Origin of the sequence: Thioclava sp. JM3 (assembly GCF_002213185.1) — a bacterium.
GTDB classification, from domain to species: domain Bacteria; phylum Pseudomonadota; class Alphaproteobacteria; order Rhodobacterales; family Rhodobacteraceae; genus Thioclava; species Thioclava nitratireducens.
Map to the genome: position 1 here is coordinate 234,229 of NZ_NBOB01000002.1, position 19,352 is coordinate 253,580.

Here is a 19,352-nt window from a genome sequence, read left to right on the forward strand (position 1 = left end):
GTCAGGCCCATGACCGCCTCAGCGACCTGTCACATCCGCCTGAATCGGGGAATGCGGGGAACAAAGCGTTGAAGACGCAAGTTTCCCCGCCAAGGAAAACCGGCAAATGCCGGAAAGAACCGATAAAGGAGTGAAGTTATGCTGAGCATGATCGGGGGCCTCATCGTCCTCATCCTCGACATCTGGGCCATCGTGTCGATCTTTGGTTCGGGAGCGTCCACCGGCAAGAAAGTGCTGTGGATCCTGCTGATCATCATCCTGCCGGTGATTGGCTTCATCATCTGGCTGATCGCCGGACCGAAGGGCGCGAAGGCGACAGTTTGAACGATGCGGAGTCAAAGGGACGAGCCGCGCAGTGCCCTGCGTATCGTTCCTATCGGCTCTGCTACCCTATTGCTGCTGGCGCTCGCGCTGGCTGTCTGGATCAGCCCTTGGTGGCTGATCCTTTCGCTTTTTGCGAGGCCGTTACGCCAACTGCTGCGAGCCGCGCCGGGAACGCCTTCCTGCGATGAGCGGGGTCGGGTGAACGCAGCCGCCGCAAGGGGTTCGCGGCGGCTGCTGCCCGACGGAGACGAGTGTGGGGAATCTCCGTCAGGGTCTCGTACTGTTCCCGAACGGGAACGTAAAAGCGGACGGTCCCACGGGTCGAGAGCGCTACGCGCATGTCCTCGACACGAAGGCGTCCGGAATGTCTAAGCTGCGCGAAGGGCTGACCCGCAAAGGAGAAGCGGATCGACGGCAACAAAGGGCATTTGCACCGGATGGGGGCACGCACGCAACCGTAATCGGGCTGCACAGGGCGGATATTCGCCGGTAGCCGCGACGGAACGGGCAAACCGAGCGGACCGGGAGGACGAGATGGACGAAGCCGAACGGATAGGAACCGAAGCTGCACGCTTGCTGGATATGACCCCGCAGCGGGTCAAGCCGTTGGCGGGCGGCGATCTGAGCCCGGTTCTGGCGATGGACCTGCCGAGTGGGGAGCGGGTGATCGCCAAGGGCGGGCCGAGCCCGGAGACCGAGGCAGAAATGCTTCGAACGCTGGCCGAGGCGGGCGCGCGGGTGCCGAAGGTGCTTGCGGTCTCTCGGATCTGCCTCGTTATGGAGGCGCTACCCCAGAGCAGCGGGCTGAGGGGCGCGGGCTGGCTGGAACTCGGCGAGTCGCTTCTCCGCCAGCACCGTGCGCCGGGGGCGCCCGATGATACGCCCTATGGTTGGCCCGTCGATTACGCTTTCGGCCCGGTGCCGATCCCGAACGCAGGGCAAGCGACATGGACCGAGTTCTGGGCCGAGGCAAGGCTGCGCCCGTCGCTGCCCGAACTGCCCGCGCCGCTCGCCCGCCGGGTCGAGAGGCTCGCGGCGCAGATCGACGAGCATCTGCCGCCACGCCCGTTCCCGTCCTTGCTGCATGGCGATCTCTGGGCGGGAAACGTGTTGGGCGACCAGGGGCACCTGAGCGGGTTGATCGACCCGGCATGTTATTACGGCGACGCGGAGGTCGATCTCGCGATGCTTCATCTCTTCGGCGCGCCGGGGCGGGAATTTGCCGTGGGCTACGGCGCGCTGCCGCCCGGTTGGGAAGCGCGCCGGGCGATCTATCAGCTATGGCCCGCGCTCGTGCATCTGCGCCTGTTCGGGGCCGGTTATCACGGAATGGTGGCGGGGCTTCTGGACCGGATCGGCGTCTAACGGGGAACCAGCGCGGCCATGAGGCGCTTTGGCTGCATTGAGAGGTGTTCACGGTGTCCCTGCCCAATGTCTCGATCTCGCGGCTGCCCGCGCTCAACTGGTCGCGTGGATTGCCCGCAGCGCTGGCGCTTAGTGGGCTGGTCGGGATCGTGCTGATGCTCGACCTGCCGCGCGGGCAGGAACTGGCGGCGCTCGGCGCGGGGTTTGCCACCTCGACGGGGCAGGGCAAGTCGATCCGCAACCGCCGCTGGCCCGTCACCTTCCTCGACATCGCCGGTAAGCTCGTCGGGATCTTCGCGGGGATGGTCGCTGCGGAGGTCATGATCGGCGGCGTCGCGCTGAGCGTACCGGGAATGCTGCTCGGCGCCTTCGCGGTGGGCTTGTTGTCACGCCGAGATATGAGCCTGTGGTGGCTGTTCCTGCAAAGTTGGCTGTTCTTCTCGCTCTCGACCTTTCTCGTACAGTTCATCCCGTCGCCCGGGCCGGTGCTGCTCGCCGTCGGCGGCGCGATGGTCTGGGTCTTGGCCGTGGAAGAGGCGGTTCGGGTGATCTGGAAATACTTCGCGCCCGAAACCGGTCCAACGCTCGACGGGCAGGTGCCGCCCGACGGCATCGCGCCGCTCAACTCGCTGATCGGGCAGGGGCTGCAGGCGATGGGCGCGGTGGGGCTGTCCTACGGGATCGCGGTCGCCCTCTCGATCAACCACCCCTACTGGGCACCGCTGTCAGCGCTGCTGATGTTGCGCCCGCGCCCGGGCATGACGTGGGAGCGCGTCTTCGTGCGCAGCCTCGCGACGCTTGCAGGTGCGGTCGGAGCGAGCCTGCTTGTGCTAGGGCTCGGGCCGCACAGCGCGCTTATGCCGGGGCTCTACGTGATGTTCGGCGTGACCGCGATCCTGTTTGCTCCGCCCGCGCATTACCCGACCTTCGTTGCTTTCCTGACCGCGCTGATCGTGGTGATGGTCTCGATGGGCAATGATGCGCCGCTGTCGAACGCATGGGGCCGGATCGCGGGGACGGTGCTGGGTGGGGCCTCGGCCCTGGCAATGAGCTATCTCGCCCATGCGATCCGCAAGCGGCTCGGCTGGGAGGAAAGCCTTCCCGAGAGCGATGCCGCGTGAACGAAAACGGCCGCCCCGAGGGACGGCCGTTTCAAATCGAGATGTCAGCCGATCAATCGGGCAGGATGCGCACACCGCCCTTCGCCGCCGAGCTGGCCAGCAGAGCATAGGCCTTGAGTGCGGTCGAAACGGCCCGCTTGCGCGGCTCTGCCGGTTTCCACGGCAGCGGCCCTTTCGCCTCGCGGCGTGCGGCCAGAACATTGTCGGCCACGGCGAGGTTGATCGTGCGGTTCGGGATGTCGATCTCGATGATGTCGCCGGTCTCGACGAGGCCGATCGTGCCGCCTTCTTCCGCTTCCGGGCTCACATGGCCGATGGAGAGGCCCGACGTGCCGCCCGAGAACCGCCCGTCGGTCAACAGCGCGCATTTGGCGCCGAGGCCTTTCGATTTCAGATAGGAGGTCGGGTAGAGCATCTCCTGCATCCCCGGGCCGCCGCGCGGGCCTTCGTAGCGGATGATGACCACTTCGCCCTCGACGACCTTGCCGGTGAGGATGCCCGACACCGCGTCGTCCTGGCTCTCGAATACCTTTGCGGGGCCCGAGAATTTCAGGATCGAGTCGTCGACGCCTGCGGTTTTCACGATGCAGCCCTGCTCGGCGATGTTGCCGTAGAGCACCGCCAAACCGCCATCCTGCGAGAAGGCATGTTCCGCGGTGCGGATCACGCCGCCCTTACGGTCGCGGTCGAGCTCCTTGTAGCGGTTCTCTGTCGAAAACGCCTGCGTGGTGCGCACGCCGCCCGGAGCCGCGCGATAGAACTGGTGGATGGCGTCGTCATTCGCCACCATCACGTCCCACTTCGCGAGCGCTTCGCCCATCGTTTCCGAGTGCACGGTGCGCACGTGTTCGTGGATCAGGCCGGCGCGGTTCATCTCGCCGAGGATGCCCATGATACCGCCTGCGCGGTGGACGTCTTCCATATGGACGTCCTGCTTCGCCGGCGCGACCTTGCAGAACACCGGAACCTTGCGGCTCAGCCGGTCGATGTCTTCCATCGTGAACTCGACCTTGCCCTCATGCGCGATCGCCAACAGGTGCAGCACGGTATTCGTGGACCCGCCCATCGCGATATCGAGGCTCATCGCGTTCTCGAAGGCCTCGAAGGTCGCGATCTCGCGCGGCAGCAGGCCCTTGTCTTCCAGCTCGTAATGGCGGCGCGTGATCTCGACGATCTTGCGGCCCGCCTCGAGGAACAGTTCCTTGCGATCGGCATGGGTGGCGAGCATCGAGCCGTTGCCGGGCAGGGCCAGCCCCAGCGCCTCGGCGAGACAGTTCATCGAGTTCGCGGTGAACATGCCAGAGCACGACCCGCAAGTCGGGCAGGCGGCCTTCTCGATCGCGAGCACGTCCTCGTCGGAGTATTTCTCGTCGGCCGCCGCGACCATCGCATCGACCAGATCAAGGTCGTGACCGATGATTTCCGCGCCTTCCTTGCCGGCCTCCATCGGGCCGCCGGAGACGAAGATCACCGGGATGTTCAGGCGCATCGCGGCCATCATCATGCCGGGGGTGATCTTGTCGCAGTTCGAGATGCAGACCATCGCATCGGCGCAATGGGCGTTGACCATGTACTCGACGCTGTCGGCGATCACTTCGCGCGAGGGCAGGGAGTAGAGCATCCCGTCATGGCCCATCGCGATCCCGTCGTCGACGGCGATGGTGTTGAATTCCTTCGCGACACCGCCCGCGCTTTCGATCTCGCGCGCGACCATCTGGCCGAGGTCCTTGAGGTGGACGTGACCGGGCACGAATTGGGTGAAGGAGTTCACGACCGCGATGATCGGCTTGCCGAAGTCGTCATCCTTCATGCCGGTGGCGCGCCACAGACCGCGCGCACCTGCCATGTTGCGGCCATGGGTGGATCTACGGGAACGATAAAAGGCCATAAGATTTCCGTTTCTGTCGCGCCCGAGGGGACTCGGGCAATTTCCTGTCGCGGGCCTGAATATAACATGGATCGCCCGATGAACAGTGGCGAGATGGCGCGGGTGGACTGTGCGATGGTGCGAGATGTTGGGGAGAGCGCGTCTCGGCGGGCTTCCAGTGGAAGCCTGAGCGGGGAGCGCGCCGCGTGGCGCGACGCAGGGCGCCTCATACGGGAGACGATGGTCTTGCGCGGCGCGCGCGCGACGCCCCCGGAAGACACGCGGCAAAGCTTGCGCATCCGCCGCCTTCACCTACCTTTCATCCGATGCCCGACACCGCCGCCACGCCCCTCCTGCCGCAACGCTTCTCCGACTGGTTCGCCAGCCGCGGCTGGGAGCCGCATAGACACCAATTGGAGGTGCTGGCGTCGCGCGAAGATACGCTCCTGATCGCGCCGACCGGGGGCGGCAAAACGCTGGCCGGTTTCCTGCCGTCGCTCGTCGATCTGGCGGAGAACCATGACGGCCTGCACACGCTCTATGTCTCGCCCCTGAAGGCTCTCTCGAAGGATATCGCCCGCAACCTGCGCGCGCCGGTGGACGAGATCGGGCTGGACCTGCGGATCGAGGATCGCACCGGCGACACCTCGGCCACGCAGCGCCGTCGTCAGCGGGTCGATCCACCGCAGATCCTGCTGACGACGCCGGAGAGCCTCGCGCTGATGCTGTCATACCCCGAGGCGCCGAAGATTTTCGCGGGGGTGAAACGGGTGGTGCTCGACGAGATCCATGCGCTGGCCGAAAGCAAGCGGGGCGACCAGTTGATGCTGGGCGTCGCGCGGTTGCGCAGCCTGTCGCCGGGCCTGACCGTTACCGGGCTGTCGGCGACGGTCGAGGCCCCGCAGGCGCTCGCAGATTTCATGGGCGGCGCGCGGGTGATCATGGCCGACCCGGGCCCGCCGCCTGATATCGAGATGTTGCCGACCGAGCTCCCCGCGCCTTGGGCCGGCGGCGGCGGACGGCACGCCGCGCGCGACGTGATGGCGGCGATTGAGGACGCACGCCTCAGCCTCGTTTTTCTTAACACGCGCGCACAGGCGGAGCTGTTCTTTCAGGCGCTCTGGGAGGTGAATGACAACGCCCTGCCGATCGGGCTGCATCACGGCTCGCTTTCGCGGGAAGCGCGGCACAAGGTCGAGGAGGCGATGGCGAATGGCGCTCTGCGCGCGGTGGTCTGTACCGGCTCGCTCGATCTGGGGCTCGACTGGGGCGATGTCGATCTGGTTCTGCAGGTCGGCGCACCGAAGAACGTCAAACGCCTCGTGCAGCGGATCGGGCGCGCCAATCACCGATATGACGAGCCTTCGCGCGCCCGGATAGTGCCCGCGAACCGCTTCGAGATTGTCGAATGCGCCGCCGCTTTGGAGGCCGTGCGCGAGAACGATCTCGACGGCGGCGGACGACGTTGGCGCGGCCCGCTCGACGTGCTGTGCCAGCATATCCTGCTGACCGCCTGCGCCGGGCCGTTCGAGGCGGATGCGCTTTATGCCGAGGTGCTGGGGGCGGGGCCCTACGCCACGCTGCCGCGCGCCGATTTCGATGCCTGTCTCGAGTTCTGCGCGAAGGGCGGCTACGCGCTGCGGGCCTATGACCGCTGGCAGCGCTTGCTGCAGCGTGATGGTAAATGGCAGCTCCGCGACCCCCGCGCGACCCGCGATCTGCGGATGAATATCGGCACGATCACCGAGACCGAGAAGCTGAAAGTCCGCCGCAAATCCCGGCGCGGCGGCACGCCTCTGGGCGAGGTCGAGGAAGGCTTTGCCTCGTCTCTTTCCCCCGGCGACACGTTCCTGATCGGCGGACAGGTGGTGCGCTACGAGAGCCTGCGCGAGATGGTCGTCGAGGTGACGAATGCCGCCACGCGCGAGCCGAAGATCGCCGTCTTCTCGGGGCTGAAGATGGCGACCTCGCTAGAGCTGTCGCAGCGGGTGCAACGGCTGATCGCCTCGCCGGAAGACTGGGACCAGTTGCCACCCCACACCCGCGATTGGCTGGCATTGCAGCGCGATATCTCGACCCTGCCAGCACCCGGTACACTGACCTGCGAGACCTTCCTGCGCGGCGGACGGGCATTCTTTTGTCTTTATGGCTTCGCGGGGCGCAACGCGCATCAGACGCTCGCACTGCTGCTGACGCACCGGATGGAGCAGGCGGGACTGGGGCCGCTCGGCTTCGTTGCCACCGATTACGCGCTGCTGATCTGGTCGATCGACCCGGTCGAGGATCCCGCCCCGCTGCTGTCGGCAGAAGGTCTGCGGGAAGGCCTGCGCGACTGGCTGGAGAGCAACGCGGTGATGAAGCGCGCGTTTCGGTCGATCGCGACGATTGCAGGGCTCATTCAGCGCAATCTGCCGGGGCAGCGCAAATCGGGCAAACAGGCGACGTTTTCCTCGGACATCCTCTATGACACGTTGCGCCGCTACGATCCCGATCACCTCCTTCTGCGCATCACTCGCGAAGAGGCTAGCCGCGGTCTTGTCGATTTCGAGCGGATCGAGGAGATGCTGGCCCAAGGGCAGAGAATCGTGCATATCCGCGCCCCGCATGTGACGCCGCTGGCCGCGCCGCTGTTGCTCGAACATGGGCAGGTCGGCATTCGCGGCGGCACGGGCGAGGCACGACTGATGGAAGAAGAGGCGCAGGCGATGATGCGCGAGGCGGGGCTGGAATGAGAGAGATCACCTTCGCGGGGCAGCGGTTCGAGGCGCAACCGTCGGGCGCGCTCTATTGGCGCGAGGAGGACGCGCTGATCGTGGCCGATCTTCACTTGGGCAAGTCCGAGCGGATGGCGCGGCGCGGCGGTGCGCTGCTGCCGCCCTTCGAGAGCCTCGACACGGTAATCCGGCTCGAGGCCGAGGTGCTGCGCCTACGGCCTTCGCGGCTGATCAGCCTTGGTGACGCCTTCGATGACGACGCGGCCGCGAGCGAAATCGCCCCGGAGATCGCCGGGCGTCTAACCCGGCTCGCGGCCCTGACCAAGCTGCTATGGATCGCGGGAAACCACGATCCGATCGGCCTGGGCCGGACCGTCGAGGAGACGCAGATCGGCCCGCTCACGCTGCGCCATATCGCCGGTGTCGGGCCGGACCTCTCCGGCCATTACCATCCCAAAGCCAAGATCGCCCGGCGCGCCTATCGGGCGTTTCTCATCGGTCGCGATCACCTGATCCTACCCGCGTTCGGCACCTATACCGGCGGGTTGGATTGCGACGGGCCGGAGCTGTCGTCGCTGGTCGGGCCGGGGGTAGCGGTGCTGACGGGGCCGGGGATGCCGATGCGCCCGATCGGTCAGAGCGCGCTGCGCCAGTCGCGATAGCCCGCCCGTTCCAGCGCCTCGCGCGCCGCGATGAAGCCGGGGCGATCGGGCTCCGGGTCGGGGATCGGCACGACCGGCGCGAGGTCGTCCAGACCCAGACCATGCTCGCGCCGCCCTGCGCGGATCAGGGCGAGATACCATTCGAACGGCGCGATCCCGTCCCGGCGCTGCAAGGCGCGATAGGTGAAGGCACGTGCGCCGTCCTCGAGTACTAGCGCGATTTTCTCGTAATGCAGCCCGGCCCCCTCGGCGGCATCGAGCGCTGGAATGTCGTTCTCCGCGATCTCAAACAACACGCCTCGGGTGCTCGCGTCGCCCTGCGTGATCGTGGCCTTTGCGCTCCCGTCGCGCCCGCGTTTCGAGAAATCGAGCGAATGTCCGGGGATCTCCGCATGGCCGATGACGCGCGCCGAAGGGCAGCGCGCGGCAAGCCGGGTGGTCAGCAAGTTGGACCCGTAGGCGAGGTAGGGGATCATCCGCTTACCCTCAGGCTCATCGCGAATGTCTCCTGCCCGCCGGGGGGCAAGATCATGCTGTCGAGTCGCGCGGCCAGTTCCGGCCCGGCGCCTTCCGAAGCAGGCAGCCCGTGCCACGGCTCAATGCAGATATAGGGCGCACCGGGTTTCTGCCACAGCGCGAGATTGGGCAGGTTGGAAAAGCGGAAATCGAGCACCGGCCCGCCCTCTCCGCAATAGCGCAGCCCGTCGCCCGCGCCTTCAGGGAAGATCATCGCGTCGTCTTCAAACTGTGCCGGATCGAGGGTCAGCGCGCCCGTCGTGAAGGGCGAAGGCATCCGCGCGCGCCCCAGCATACCATCCACGAGCCGAGCGAGCGCAGGCTCCGCGCCGTTGCTCAGCTCGATCCGATGCGGGCCGGTCGCACCGGGCAGCGGCCAACGAAACGCGGGGTGAAAGCCGAAGGAAAACGGCATCTCTCGCTCGCCCGCATTGCTCACAGTAGCGGTGACGCGCAGTTCCGACCCCACGACTTCGTGGACGATCTCAAGACGGAAATCGAACGGATAGGCCGCCGTGTCATGCGAGGGTTCGAGCAGGTGGCAGCAGCGGGATTGCGTCAGCTCGGTCACGCGAAAGGGCAGGTCGCGGGCGAAGCCGTGCTTGGAGATCGCGTGGGGCGTTCCATCGATCGTCACCCCGTCGGGCGCGGGAAGGCCGACGATGGGGAAAAGGATCGGGGCCTGCCCGCTCCACCAGGCCGGGTCGCCCTCCCAGAGCAGCTCCTGCCCCTGATAGCTCAGCCCCTGCATCTCAGCGCCCAGATCGGCGATGGTGACGCTGAGGCTGTCGGAAGAAATCTGCGGCATGTGTCGGGATCCGGAGGTTGTGACGTGTCTCGCCTTGGTATCGCGCCGCCGGAGATGATCCAAGCCCGCGTCCGTTTCGTGCCGAGTGAGGGGGGGCAGCGCCCGACCTTGGGGTGAGCCGCGTCTCGGAGGGCTTCCTTTGGAAGCCTTCAGCGGCGAACGCGCCGCGCGTCGCGGTGTAGGGGGCTTCGCTGTCGATTGGTTTGAGCGGTTTATCTTGCAAGCCCGGAGGACGGTGGGGCTGTGGGCTGCATCGCCAATGCGCCCTCCCGGGGGGAGGGTCGGGCGCTGCCCGGGCTGGTCGCCCGGGCAGACATCAGTCCAGAAAATCCGGATGCTTTCTTAGTATCTTCAAAGCTACTGGCTGGATTGAGAATGCAAAAAGATCGCCTGCCCCGGGAATGCCGAGGTGGGAGGACCGAGTTAGTATTTTCTTCCCCTCCAAGAAATTTGGGGTGCCAGATGAAAGAGGAAACACAGCCGTCGAACGATCTTCCGATATGAAACTACGAAGTATCTGTTTCTCGTCATTCGACAGATTGACGAGGTGGTGCTTCAAAAAGCGATAGTGGCGCCGATTGACGATGGCCTGGGTGACACTCTTCTTAAACCAGTCAAAGACCTCCACAGCTAAAATACCAAGCGACAGAAGAAACAACAGTCCGACTGCAGGCCGAGATGTTGATAAAATTTTGGCCAAACCAAAGGTTTCTCTAATATTCCCGGGAAGAAATAAGACTGCACCAGAAACAACGAGAAATGCCAGAGCTGTCCGCCAAGCAAAAGGTCTTAGATCTGAAAGGCCTGCCAAGAGGCTCTCAAACATCCAGCTCCTCCACGAACTGGGCGTTCTCCTGAATATACTGGAACCGCAGTTCGGGCTTCTTGCCCATCAGGCGCTCCACCAGATCGCCGGTCTCGTTCGGCTCGTCGTCGTGGATCGTGACCCGGATCAACTTGCGCGTCTCGGGATTCATCGTGGTCTCTTTCAGGTCCTTCGCGTCCATCTCGCCCAGACCCTTGAAGCGCTGCACGTCGATCTTGCCCTTGCCGCCCAGACCTTTCTCCAGCATCGCCTCCTTCTCGGCGTCGTCGGCCACATAGATGCGTTTGGCGCCCTGGGTCAGGCGGTAGAGCGGCGGGCAGGCGAGATAGAGGTGCCCCTGATCGATCATCGGGCGCATCTGGGTGAAGAAGAAGGTCATCAGGAGCGAGGCGATATGCGCGCCGTCCACGTCCGCGTCGGTCATGATGATGATCTTGTCATAGCGCAGGTCGTCGACGTTGAACTTGGTGCCGAGGCCGACGCCGAGCGCCTGCGTCAGGTCGTTGATCTCCTGGTTCGAGCCGAGCTTTGAGCTTGCCGCGCCGAGCACGTTGAGGATCTTGCCGCGCAGGGGCAGCAGCGCCTGGTTCTTGCGGTCGCGCGCCATCTTGGCCGAGCCACCCGCCGAGTCGCCCTCGACGATGAACAGCTCGGTGCCCGAACGGTTAGTGGCCGAACAGTCGACCAGCTTGCCGGGGAGGCGCAGCCGCTTGGTGGCCGATTTGCGCTGGGTCTCTTTCTCCTGCCGGCGCTTGAGGCGTTCCTCGGCGCGCAGCACGAGGAAATCGAGGATCGCGCCTGCGGATTTCGTGTCCGAGGCCAGCCAGTTGTCGAAGTGGTCGCGCACCGCGCCCTCGACCAGACGCTGCGCCTCGACGGTGGCCAGACGGTCCTTGGTCTGGCCCACGAATTCCGGCTCGCGGATGAAGCACGAGACCAGCGCGCAGCCGCCGGTGATCAGGTCGTCGCGGGTGATCTGCGCGGCCTTCTTGTTGTTCACCAGCTCGCCATAGGCGCGGATGCCCTTGAGGATCGCGGACCAGAAGCCCGCCTCATGGGTGCCGCCCTCGGGGGTGGGCACGGTGTTACAGTAGGACTGGATGAAACCGTCGCGCGAGGGCGTCCAGTTGATCGCCCATTCGACCGAACCCGGCACGTTGAACTTCTCGCGGAACTCGACCTTGCCCGAGAAGGGGCGGTCGGCATAGGTGCTGGCGCCGCTCAGCGTCTCGGTCAGGTAATCGGCGAGGCCGCCGGGGAAGTGGAAGGTGGCCTCGGTCGGCGTCTCGCCGTCGTCGATCTCGGATTTCCAGCGAATCTCCACGCCCGAGAAGAGATACGCCTTCGAACGCACCATCTTCAGCAAGCGCGCGGGTTTGAACCGGTGATGGCCGAAGATCTGCTCGTCGGCATGGAAAGTGACCGTGGTGCCGCGCCGGTTCGGCGCCGCGCCGATCTTTTCGACCGGACCTTCCGGGATGCCGCGCGAGAAGCGCTGTTCATATAGCTCCTTGTTCTTGGCGACCTGAACGACCATCGAATCCGACAGCGCGTTCACCACCGAAGCGCCCACCCCGTGCAGACCGCCCGAGGTCTCGTAGGCATCGCCCGAGAACTTGCCGCCTGCGTGCAGCGTGCAGAGGATGACTTCCAGCGCGGATTTGCCGGGGAATTTCGGGTGCGGGTCGATCGGGATGCCGCGCCCGTTGTCGCGCACGACGATCGAGTGATCGGCCAGCAGCTCGACCTCGATGCGGCTGGCGTGACCGGCCACCGCTTCGTCCATCGAGTTGTCGAGCACCTCGGCCACCATGTGATGAAGCGCGCGTTCGTCCGTGCCGCCGATATACATGCCGGGGCGTTTTCGCACGGGTTCGAGACCTTCGAGCACCTCGATCGAGGAGGCGTCATAGGAATCGGTCTGGGGCGTCAGAAGATCGTCGGCCATGCTGCTCGCTTTCTCTTGTAGTTTTCTAAACAAGAGATACCGCAGGTTGGGGCGGAGGAGCAAGAAGACCCCTCCGCCCCGATGCGTTCCGAAAGCCCCACAACCCCCGGAAACGACCGACTCTCAAGCGACGCGCGCCATGAGCAGCATCGACCCCACCGCCATTGCGATACCGAGGACTTCCCGTAGGGCGAGTTTTCCGCCGAACAGTACGACCCCCATCGTCACCAGAGCCATCAACGTGAAAAGCGTCGGGGCCACGCCGGTTTGCGCCAGCGACACCTGCCGCAAGGCCAGAAACCAACCTGCTGCCGAGGCGGCATAAAGCGCGCCACCGAGCAAGACAGACGGCGAATGCAGCGCGTGCCCCCTTTCAACCGCGGATTTCAGAATGAAATCGCCCGCGATCACGACCAGCGTCGCACTCAAACACAAGCTGTATCCAAGCAAGGCAGGCATGGTGTCCTCTAACCCTCTTCACCCCGTTAAGATGACGTAAGGGAAAGATCTTGGCCAAACCTGAATTTGCCCTGCTGCGGAAATCCTGACCGCTTGGTAAGGCGGACCTGACCGAAAGGCGAAGTGGTGGCTAAGCGCCTGCCCATGGTTTGAGCAAAGACGCGGACGTGCATCCCTGCGCGTATACCTTTCGGTCTAGACGTTACGCCGAACCCGCCGAATCAAATCGCCTCGGCCTCGCGCTTGTCCCACATTGCCCGGAAGGCCTTGCGGCTCTGGCAAAGCTTGATCCAGCTTTGCAGTCGCGGATAGGGGGCGAGGAACTCGGGGTGGTCCTGCCCGTAGCGCAGAACCTCCGCCAGATTGAGATCGGTCACGGTAAACCGGCCACCCACGATATGGCTATGCGTCTCCAGATGGGTCTCGAGCGTCGTCAGCGGGCGAGCGAGCTTCGAGCAGAGGGATGCGATCTCGGCCTTGCCCTCGGGCGTGTCCTGTTCCTTGCGGCGATAGACGAAGCTGAGCGCGAGCGCGTCGGTCTCGATCCAGGTCGCGGCGAAGAGCGCCCATTGCTCCATCAGCGACAGCTCGCGCTCATGCGCGGGGGCAAGGGGCCCGCCCGCCTTGCGAGCGAGATGCAGGTTGATCGCAAGCGACTCCGTTAGGATCAACCCGTCTTCCTCCAGCACCGGGATCGCGCCCATCGGCGAGAGCTTGCGGAACTCGGGCGAGCGGGTGTTGAGCGGCACCTCCGGCGCGAGCGGATCCTTGAACCGGTTCGCCTGCACGACTCGGCGCAGACGGAACGGCAGGCCCAACTCCTCGAGCAGCCAGAGCGCCCGGCTCGCCCGCGAATGATAGTTGCCGTAGATCGTGATCATGTCCGTTCCCTCGTTTCGAGCGATTTTGGGGGCGTTTTTTTCCGCCGGAAGGCCAGCAGACACGGGTTTTTGACACGTATCAAGGCACATCACGCGGGATTGCGCGACGCTTCGCAAGGTTCAGCCAACGGAGGGATAGGCATGAAGGATCAGGCCACGACCGAACGGGATACGACTGCAAAAGCCGCGGCCGCCGAGATGGCGGTCGACGCGCATTCCCGACCGGCGGAGGGATCGCCCGCAGGCGTCGAGGCCCTGCTGAAGGAGGCGGGCCCGAAGCAATTCCCGCGCGTCGATCCCAACGCGGTGCGGCTGGCCTTCGAGACGGGCAAATATCCCTATCGTCGCAAAATGGCGCGCCCCGCTTACGAGGCGGAGAAAGCGCAGCTTCAGGCCGAGTTGCTCAAGGTCCAGAAATGGGCGCAGGAGACCGGCGAGAAATTCGTGATCCTCTTCGAGGGCCGCGACGCGGCGGGCAAGGGCGGCACGATCAAGCGCTTCACCGAGCATCTCAATCCGCGCTTCGCCCGGGTCGTGGCGCTCAACAAGCCCTCCGAGGAGGAGCAGGGTCAATGGTATTTCCAGCGCTATGTCGAGCATCTGCCGACCGCGGGGGAGATGACCTTCTACGATCGCAGCTGGTATAACCGCGCGGGCGTCGAACGCGTGATGGGCTTCTGCAAACCCAACGACTACCTCGAATTCATGCGCCAAACCCCGGAGTTGGAGCGGATGTTCGTGCGCTCGGGCATCCGGCTCTACAAATACTGGTTCTCGGTCACCCGCGAGGAGCAACGCCGCCGGTTCACGGCACGTGAAACCGATCCGCTCAAGCGCTGGAAGCTGTCGCCGATCGATCTGGCAAGCCTCGATCGCTGGGACGATTACACCGAGGCGAAGGAGGCGATGTTCTTCTATACAGATACCGCCGATGCCCCTTGGACCATCGTGAAGTCGAACGACAAGAAGCGCGCGCGGCTGAACTGCATGAAGCATTTCCTCTCGACGCTGGACTATCCCGACAAGGATCCCTCGATTGCGACACCGCCCGATCCGCTGATCGTCGGCCATGCGAGCCATGTCGTGCATTCCTCGCAGCATATACTTGGTGCATCTCTTCATCCCGATCAGCGTCGCGTGACCAAATCCTGAGCATGTGATCGCCGAGCGGGAACTCCCGGGCCCCTTTCGCCTTGTCCCTTGGCGTGTCGCAATCCATGTCAAAGAGAGGAACCGGAGGAGCGCATGGGCTGGAACGAAAGATTCGCCGGAGACGAGTATCTCTATGGCACGACCCCGGCGGATTTCGTGGCGCGTCAGGCGTGGCGTCTCGCGCCTGGGGCGCGGCTTCTGAGTATCGCCGATGGCGAAGGTCGCAACGGCACCTATCTCGCGAGCCTCGGGCTGCAGGTGACCGCCCTAGAACCCTCGGAAAACGCGCGCCGAAAGGCTGCCGAACTGGCGCAGGAGCGGGGCGTGTCTATGCAGACGATCGACGCCGATCTGCGCGGCTACGACTGGCCGCGGGGGGAATACGACGCCGTGCTCGCCTGCTTCATCCAGTTCGCCGACCCCGCCTTTCGGGCAGAGATTTTCGACGGCATTGCGACCGCACTCAAACCCGGCGGTCTCGCTTTGATCCACGGCTTCGCGCGCCGCCAGCCGCGCTACGGCACGGGCGGCCCGGGGATCGTGGAACAGCTTTACGATCTCGATCTCCTGCGTGACGCCTTCCCGCGCTGGGAGGTGCTGCATCAGGCCGATTACGATGCCGATCTAGACGAGGGCGCGGGCCATTCCGGGCGCGCGGCGCTGATCGATTTCGTCGCCCGCAAACCCGCGCGGTGATTCTGCAGCTTTCGGCAGGAAATTCGGGACTTCGCGCGGCTTCTACGCATAACGCTCGATGTTCCGTCGCGCTTTCTGCTCGGCATTCAGGCGTTTTTGCATCCTCCCTCGGCGGTCGGCCGGAACTCGCCGAAGCGCCCGCGCGTGCCTATCGCTCCGCGAGGGGAGATGTGTGTTTGCGCACAAAGGAGTGTCTTCGGAATGACACGATTGCGTGTAACATCAAGTCGATACGTTTTCGCCATCGCAGACTGGAGTTCCTCATGCGCAAGCCTCTCCTCGCCCTGACCTTGACCCTCGCCGCTACCGCCTCTTTCGCGCAATCGCCCAAGGATGCGGTGGACGCGCGCCAGGGCTATTTCGATCTGCTCGGCGCCCAGATGGCCGTGCTCGCGCCAATGGCGCAGGGCAAGACCGAGTTCGACGCGGCCAAGGCACAGACCGCCGCTGACAACATCGCGGCGCTCGCCAAGGTCGATATCCGTCCGCTCTTCGTCGAGGGTACCTCGGTCGACGACATGATGGAGACCCACGCGAAATCGGAAATCTGGTCGAACATGGATCTCTTCGGGCAGAAGCTCGACGGTTTGCATCAGGCCGCGGCGGAGATGCCTGCCGCAGCGGGCAGCCTCGACACGCTTCAGCCGGCCGTCGGGAAACTCGGCGGCGCCTGCAAGAGCTGCCATGACGAGTTCCGCGCGAAGTAACACCTGATGAAAGACACTGCCGCCGCCCCCGCGAAGAAGACCGTCACGGTCTGGGATCCCGTCGTGCGCCTGTTCCACTGGCTTCTGGTGCTGGCTTTTGCCGTTGCCTGGGGCCTAGGGGAGTGGGGGCCGAACCAGATGACATGGCATTTCTATGCGGGCTACGTCATCGCGGGATTGTTGGCGGTGCGTCTGATCTGGGGGTTCGTGGGGCCGCGCACGGCGCGGTTCTCGCACTTCCTCTATGGGCCCAAGGAGGTGGCGGATTATCTTCGCCACCTGCCATCCAAGGAAAGCTCCGACCATGTCGGGCATAATCCGCTTGGCGGCTGGTCTGTCGTCGTGATGCTGGGGCTACTGATCGTGCAGGTCGTGACCGGGCTGACATCCGATCCGCAGGACTATATCAACGTCGGTCCGCTTGCGGGCTCCGTGCCCGAGAGCATCAGCACGAGCTCGGCGCCCAAGATCCACGAGCTTGTCTCGACCTTGCTGCTGATCGTGGTCGGCATCCATATCGCGGCCATCGTCTATTATCGGGCGTGGAAGGGCGTGAATCTCGTCAAGCCGATGATTACCGGCAAGAAAGAGGTGGGGGAGTAACCGCTCTCTTGACCGCCGCAGCGGGCGGGGCTAGCGCTCGCTCATGACGAGCAACGATCCCCATCAGAGCGCGCCGCCGCCCCAGTCGCAGAGCCAAGCGATGCCTCTCGCCCGCCATGTGCGGGCGATCTTCACTCTGGGCCTGCCGCTGATCGGCTCCAATCTCGCGCAGATGCTGCTCAACGTGACCGATACGGTGATGGTGGGCTGGTATGGCGTCGAGGCGCTGGCGGCGCTGGTGCTGGGCACCTCCTATTTCTTCTCTATCTTCATGCTGGGCAACGGGATCGCGCTGGCGGTGATGGGGCGCGTCTCGGCGAGCCTGGGCGCGGATGACGAGGTGCAGGCGCGGCGCGACACCCGAATGGGGATCTGGCTATCGATCCTGTTCGGCGTCGCGATGCTCCCGCTGTTCTGGAATTCCGGCGCGGTGCTGGAGCTGCTGGGTCAGAAGCCCGAGATCGCGGCGCTCGCACAGGATTACCTGCGCATCCTCGGCTTCGCGCTCGCGCCGGGGCTCGCGATGATGGTGATCCGGTCCTACCTGTCGGCGCAGGAGCGCACGGCGGTGCTGCTCTGGATCACGCTGGGGGCCGTTCTGCTGAACGCGGGCGTCAACTGGATCCTGATCTTCGGCAATTGGGGCGCGCCGGAACTGGGCGTGCGCGGTGCGGCGATCGCTTCGCTGAGCGCGATGGTGCTGAACCTCGTCGCGCAGGCGATCTATGCCGCGCGTGCGCCCGGACTGACTCATATCCGGCTGTTCCAGCGCTTCTGGCGGCCCGATTGGGAGGCGTTCTGGATCGTTGCGAAGATGGGGCTGCCGGTGGGGCTGACCTCCGTCGCGGAAGGCTCGATGTTTCAGGCCTCGGCGCTGATGATGGGCTGGATCGGCACGGTCGAACTGGCCGCGCACGGGATCGCGCTGCAGGTCTCCTCGATCACCTTCATGGTGCATGTCGGTCTCTCGAATGCAGCCACCGTGCGGGCAGGTCGGGCGCATGGGCGGCGTGACCCGCGCCTGCTGCGTGACGGGGCGTTGGCGGTGACGGGGATGTCGCTGGGCTTCGGTTTGCTGACGGTCGCGGTCTTCGTCTTCGCGGGGCCTTGGCTCACGCGCCTGTTTCTCGATGCGGACAACCCGGCCACGCCCGAGATCGTCCTCTACGGCGTTCGCTTTCTGATGGTCGCGGCGATCTTCCAGCTGTTCGACCTGATGCAGGTGATGGCTCTGGGACTGCTGCGTGGCGTGCAAGATACGCGCGTGCCGATGTGGATGGCGGTGGCGAGCTATTGGCTGATCGGCATCCCGGCCAGCTACTTTCTCGCCTTCACGCTGGATCTTGGCGGGGTGGGGCTGTGGTTCGGCCTCGTCCTCGGCCTCGCATCGGCGGGGGCGATGATGATGCTGCGGTTCTGGCGCGGTGCATGGCTGCATCCGCGTCCGGCAGCGGCTTAACGCACGCCAAGCCCCGCCTTCATCAACGTCTTGCGCACCGGTCCGAGCGAATAGAGCGCGCCCAAGACGCCCGCGCGCAGATCGCGCAGTGGCTGGGCCTCGACCATCGAGGCACGGTTGAGCAGATCGATCCCCACCTCGCGCGCCTTCACCTCCGGCCAGCGGCGACGGTGATAGGCGTCGAGCATCTTCGCCTCGCCCAGATGCACCGGGTCTTCCTCGGCCAGCTTCAGAAGGCAGGCCAGATCGGCGAGGCTCATGTTCAGCCCCTGCGCGCCGATCGGCGGAATGACATGGGCGGCCTCGGCGATCAGGGCCACACGCTGGCCCGAGAACCGATCCGCGATCTGCGTCATCATCGGCCAGACAGCGCGGCGGGTCTCCAGCTTCAGCGGCCCGAGAAGCCCGGTCGAGCGTTCCATGATCGCCGCTTCGAACGCTTCCGTGGGCAGCGCGGCGAGGCGCTCGGCCTCGGCGGCGCGCTCCATCCAGACGATCGCGGAAGACGGCTTGCCATCGCGGTCGGGCAGCGGCACCAGCGTGAACGGCCCACCCGAGCGGTGGATCTCGGTAGAGACGTTGTCATGCGGGATCGGGTGGGTGACAGCGAAGGCCAGTGCCTTCTGGCCGTAGCGGATCGTCTTTACGCCGAGGCCAGCCGCTTCGCGCACGAAGGAATTGCGGCCGTCGGCCCCGATCACGAGACGGGCGCGCACATGGGTGCCGTCGGACAGCGTCACCTCGGCACCGCTTTCGCGGGTCACGAGGCCAGTCGTCGCGATGCCGGGGCGGAAATCGACGAGCGGATTATCGGCAAGGGCGGCGACCAGCTCGCGGCGCAGCAGCCAGTTCGGGAAGTTCCAGCCGAAGGGTTCGTCGGACAAGTCGGCCGCGTCGAAATCGCGGGTCAGCCGTGCGGTCGGGCTTTCGCCGCCCGCATCCACGATCCGCATGATCTGCAGCGGCGCGGCATAGGGCAGGAGCCGATCCCAGATTCCCGCCGCTTTCAGCACCTCCCGCGAAGGACGCAGGAACGCGGTCGAGCGCATATCCGCGCCCTCGGCTGCTTCTTCGGTGACCGGCGGCGTGGGATCGACGCAGATCGTCGTGAAGCCCGCCTGCCCGAAGGCCGCGGCTGCGGTCAGGCCGGCGACGCCGCCGCCGGAGATCAGGATATCGGTGTCGATGGGTGTGCGGGTCTCGGCCATGGGGCGCCTCCGTCAATGTCCGTGCCATTTTGCCCT

The 19,352-nt window shown here is 65.1% G+C and carries 18 protein-coding genes; 10 read left to right on the forward strand and 8 right to left on the reverse strand.

Going from position 1 to position 19,352, the window contains the following annotated elements; translation table 11 throughout:
- Window positions 1-138 precede the first annotated feature (138 nt).
- The 3 genes from B6V73_RS04450 (at window position 139) to B6V73_RS04460 (ending at window position 2,810) form a co-directional block, all read left to right on the forward strand.
- Entirely contained in the window at window positions 139-324 is a 186-nt protein-coding gene (locus B6V73_RS04450) for a PLDc N-terminal domain-containing protein (RefSeq protein WP_075776281.1), read from the forward strand.
- 534 nt (window positions 325-858) lie between these two features.
- Window positions 859-1,689 (forward strand): fructosamine kinase family protein, encoded by an 831-nt coding sequence (locus B6V73_RS04455; protein WP_240504096.1) that lies wholly within the window; start codon window positions 859-861, stop codon window positions 1,687-1,689.
- A 53-nt stretch (window positions 1,690-1,742) separates the two neighbouring features.
- The gene (locus B6V73_RS04460; RefSeq protein ID WP_143597867.1) at window positions 1,743-2,810 is read left to right on the forward strand and encodes an FUSC family protein; all 1,068 of its coding nucleotides are present in this window, start codon (window positions 1,743-1,745) and stop codon (window positions 2,808-2,810) included.
- A gap of 52 nt (window positions 2,811-2,862) precedes the next feature.
- Here B6V73_RS04460 and ilvD read toward each other — a convergent pair whose 3' ends face one another.
- A complete protein-coding gene (gene ilvD / locus B6V73_RS04465) occupies window positions 2,863-4,698 on the reverse strand; it encodes a dihydroxy-acid dehydratase (protein WP_075776278.1) in 1,836 nt (611 codons plus the stop codon).
- 305 nt (window positions 4,699-5,003) lie between these two features.
- On the opposite strand from ilvD, the gene B6V73_RS04470 reads away from it, so the two are divergent.
- Together B6V73_RS04470 and pdeM are read left to right on the forward strand one after the other, a co-directional pair.
- Complete coding sequence (locus tag B6V73_RS04470; protein WP_088724646.1) at window positions 5,004-7,409, forward strand: ligase-associated DNA damage response DEXH box helicase; 2,406 nt, start codon at window positions 5,004-5,006, stop codon at window positions 7,407-7,409.
- The gene (gene pdeM, locus B6V73_RS04475) at window positions 7,406-8,053 is read left to right on the forward strand and encodes a ligase-associated DNA damage response endonuclease PdeM (protein ID WP_075776276.1); all 648 of its coding nucleotides are present in this window, start codon (window positions 7,406-7,408) and stop codon (window positions 8,051-8,053) included. Before B6V73_RS04470 ends, pdeM begins: the two co-directional genes overlap by 4 nt.
- Here the strand turns inward: pdeM and B6V73_RS04480 are convergent.
- The 6 genes from B6V73_RS04480 to B6V73_RS04505 all read right to left on the reverse strand — a co-directional run bounded on the left by B6V73_RS04480 (window position 8,026) and on the right by B6V73_RS04505 (window position 13,491).
- Window positions 8,026-8,529 carry a gamma-glutamylcyclotransferase family protein gene (locus B6V73_RS04480; protein ID WP_088719125.1) on the reverse strand — a complete coding sequence of 168 codons (504 nt, stop codon included), beginning with the start codon at window positions 8,527-8,529 and terminating at the stop codon, window positions 8,026-8,028. The genes pdeM and B6V73_RS04480 overlap by 28 nt on opposite strands.
- Complete coding sequence (locus B6V73_RS04485; protein ID WP_088719124.1) at window positions 8,526-9,377, reverse strand: aldose 1-epimerase family protein; 852 nt, start codon at window positions 9,375-9,377, stop codon at window positions 8,526-8,528. Before B6V73_RS04485 ends, B6V73_RS04480 begins: the two co-directional genes overlap by 4 nt.
- A 316-nt stretch (window positions 9,378-9,693) precedes the next feature.
- On the reverse strand, window positions 9,694-10,203 hold the full coding sequence (locus B6V73_RS04490; RefSeq protein ID WP_088724647.1) for a super-infection exclusion protein B: 510 nt from the start codon (window positions 10,201-10,203) through the stop codon (window positions 9,694-9,696).
- Window positions 10,196-12,151 carry a DNA topoisomerase IV subunit B gene (gene parE / locus B6V73_RS04495; protein WP_075776271.1) on the reverse strand — a complete coding sequence of 652 codons (1,956 nt, stop codon included), beginning with the start codon at window positions 12,149-12,151 and terminating at the stop codon, window positions 10,196-10,198. Before parE ends, B6V73_RS04490 begins: the two co-directional genes overlap by 8 nt.
- 123 nt (window positions 12,152-12,274) lie before the next feature.
- A complete protein-coding gene (locus tag B6V73_RS04500; protein ID WP_143597868.1) occupies window positions 12,275-12,610 on the reverse strand; it encodes a hypothetical protein in 336 nt (111 codons plus the stop codon).
- 221 nt (window positions 12,611-12,831) lie between these two features.
- On the reverse strand, window positions 12,832-13,491 hold the full coding sequence (locus B6V73_RS04505; protein ID WP_088724648.1) for a glutathione S-transferase family protein: 660 nt from the start codon (window positions 13,489-13,491) through the stop codon (window positions 12,832-12,834).
- A gap of 198 nt (window positions 13,492-13,689) precedes the next feature.
- Here B6V73_RS04505 and ppk2 point away from each other — a divergent pair, with 198 nt between their 5' ends.
- The 5 genes from ppk2 (at window position 13,690) to B6V73_RS04530 (ending at window position 18,108) form a co-directional block, all read left to right on the forward strand.
- Window positions 13,690-14,643 (forward strand): polyphosphate kinase 2, encoded by a 954-nt coding sequence (ppk2, locus tag B6V73_RS04510; RefSeq protein ID WP_240504105.1) that lies wholly within the window; start codon window positions 13,690-13,692, stop codon window positions 14,641-14,643.
- Between the two features lie 93 nt (window positions 14,644-14,736).
- Window positions 14,737-15,339: a class I SAM-dependent methyltransferase gene (locus tag B6V73_RS04515; RefSeq protein ID WP_088719121.1), complete on the forward strand. Its 603-nt coding sequence runs from the start codon at window positions 14,737-14,739 to the stop codon at window positions 15,337-15,339.
- Between the two features lie 263 nt (window positions 15,340-15,602).
- The gene (locus B6V73_RS04520; protein ID WP_075776266.1) at window positions 15,603-16,046 is read left to right on the forward strand and encodes a cytochrome c; all 444 of its coding nucleotides are present in this window, start codon (window positions 15,603-15,605) and stop codon (window positions 16,044-16,046) included.
- Between the two features lie 6 nt (window positions 16,047-16,052).
- A complete protein-coding gene (locus B6V73_RS04525) occupies window positions 16,053-16,649 on the forward strand; it encodes a cytochrome b/b6 domain-containing protein (RefSeq protein ID WP_088724650.1) in 597 nt (198 codons plus the stop codon).
- A 100-nt stretch (window positions 16,650-16,749) separates the two neighbouring features.
- Window positions 16,750-18,108 carry an MATE family efflux transporter gene (locus B6V73_RS04530; RefSeq protein ID WP_088724772.1) on the forward strand — a complete coding sequence of 453 codons (1,359 nt, stop codon included), beginning with the start codon at window positions 16,750-16,752 and terminating at the stop codon, window positions 18,106-18,108.
- Here B6V73_RS04530 and B6V73_RS04535 read toward each other — a convergent pair.
- Window positions 18,105-19,316, reverse strand: coding sequence for a UbiH/UbiF family hydroxylase (locus tag B6V73_RS04535; protein ID WP_088724651.1), 1,212 nt, complete (start codon window positions 19,314-19,316; stop codon window positions 18,105-18,107). The two genes, B6V73_RS04530 and B6V73_RS04535, sit on opposite strands and share 4 nt — an antisense overlap.
- Window positions 19,317-19,352: the final 36 nt, after the last annotated feature.

Bases quoted from the DNA above. Each gene is read 5' to 3' on its own strand.
- ppk2 (WP_240504105.1), top strand. From the start codon at position 13,690: ATGGCGGTCGACGCGCATTCCCGACCGGCGGAGGGATCGCCCGCAGGC.
- B6V73_RS04505 (WP_088724648.1), bottom strand. From the start codon at position 13,491: ATGATCACGATCTACGGCAACTATCATTCGCGGGCGAGCCGGGCGCTC.
- B6V73_RS04485 (WP_088719124.1), bottom strand. From the start codon at position 9,377: ATGCCGCAGATTTCTTCCGACAGCCTCAGCGTCACCATCGCCGATCTG.
- B6V73_RS04530 (WP_088724772.1), top strand. From the start codon at position 16,750: ATGCCTCTCGCCCGCCATGTGCGGGCGATCTTCACTCTGGGCCTGCCG.
- B6V73_RS04450 (WP_075776281.1), top strand. From the start codon at position 139: ATGCTGAGCATGATCGGGGGCCTCATCGTCCTCATCCTCGACATCTGG.
- B6V73_RS04490 (WP_088724647.1), bottom strand. From the start codon at position 10,203: ATGTTTGAGAGCCTCTTGGCAGGCCTTTCAGATCTAAGACCTTTTGCT.
- B6V73_RS04535 (WP_088724651.1), bottom strand. From the start codon at position 19,316: ATGGCCGAGACCCGCACACCCATCGACACCGATATCCTGATCTCCGGC.
- B6V73_RS04455 (WP_240504096.1), top strand. From the start codon at position 859: ATGGACGAAGCCGAACGGATAGGAACCGAAGCTGCACGCTTGCTGGAT.
- B6V73_RS04500 (WP_143597868.1), bottom strand. From the start codon at position 12,610: ATGCCTGCCTTGCTTGGATACAGCTTGTGTTTGAGTGCGACGCTGGTC.
- B6V73_RS04515 (WP_088719121.1), top strand. From the start codon at position 14,737: ATGGGCTGGAACGAAAGATTCGCCGGAGACGAGTATCTCTATGGCACG.
- B6V73_RS04520 (WP_075776266.1), top strand. From the start codon at position 15,603: ATGCGCAAGCCTCTCCTCGCCCTGACCTTGACCCTCGCCGCTACCGCC.
- B6V73_RS04480 (WP_088719125.1), bottom strand. From the start codon at position 8,529: ATGATCCCCTACCTCGCCTACGGGTCCAACTTGCTGACCACCCGGCTT.
- ilvD (WP_075776278.1), bottom strand. From the start codon at position 4,698: ATGGCCTTTTATCGTTCCCGTAGATCCACCCATGGCCGCAACATGGCA.
- pdeM (WP_075776276.1), top strand. From the start codon at position 7,406: ATGAGAGAGATCACCTTCGCGGGGCAGCGGTTCGAGGCGCAACCGTCG.
- parE (WP_075776271.1), bottom strand. From the start codon at position 12,151: ATGGCCGACGATCTTCTGACGCCCCAGACCGATTCCTATGACGCCTCC.
- B6V73_RS04525 (WP_088724650.1), top strand. From the start codon at position 16,053: ATGAAAGACACTGCCGCCGCCCCCGCGAAGAAGACCGTCACGGTCTGG.
- B6V73_RS04470 (WP_088724646.1), top strand. From the start codon at position 5,004: ATGCCCGACACCGCCGCCACGCCCCTCCTGCCGCAACGCTTCTCCGAC.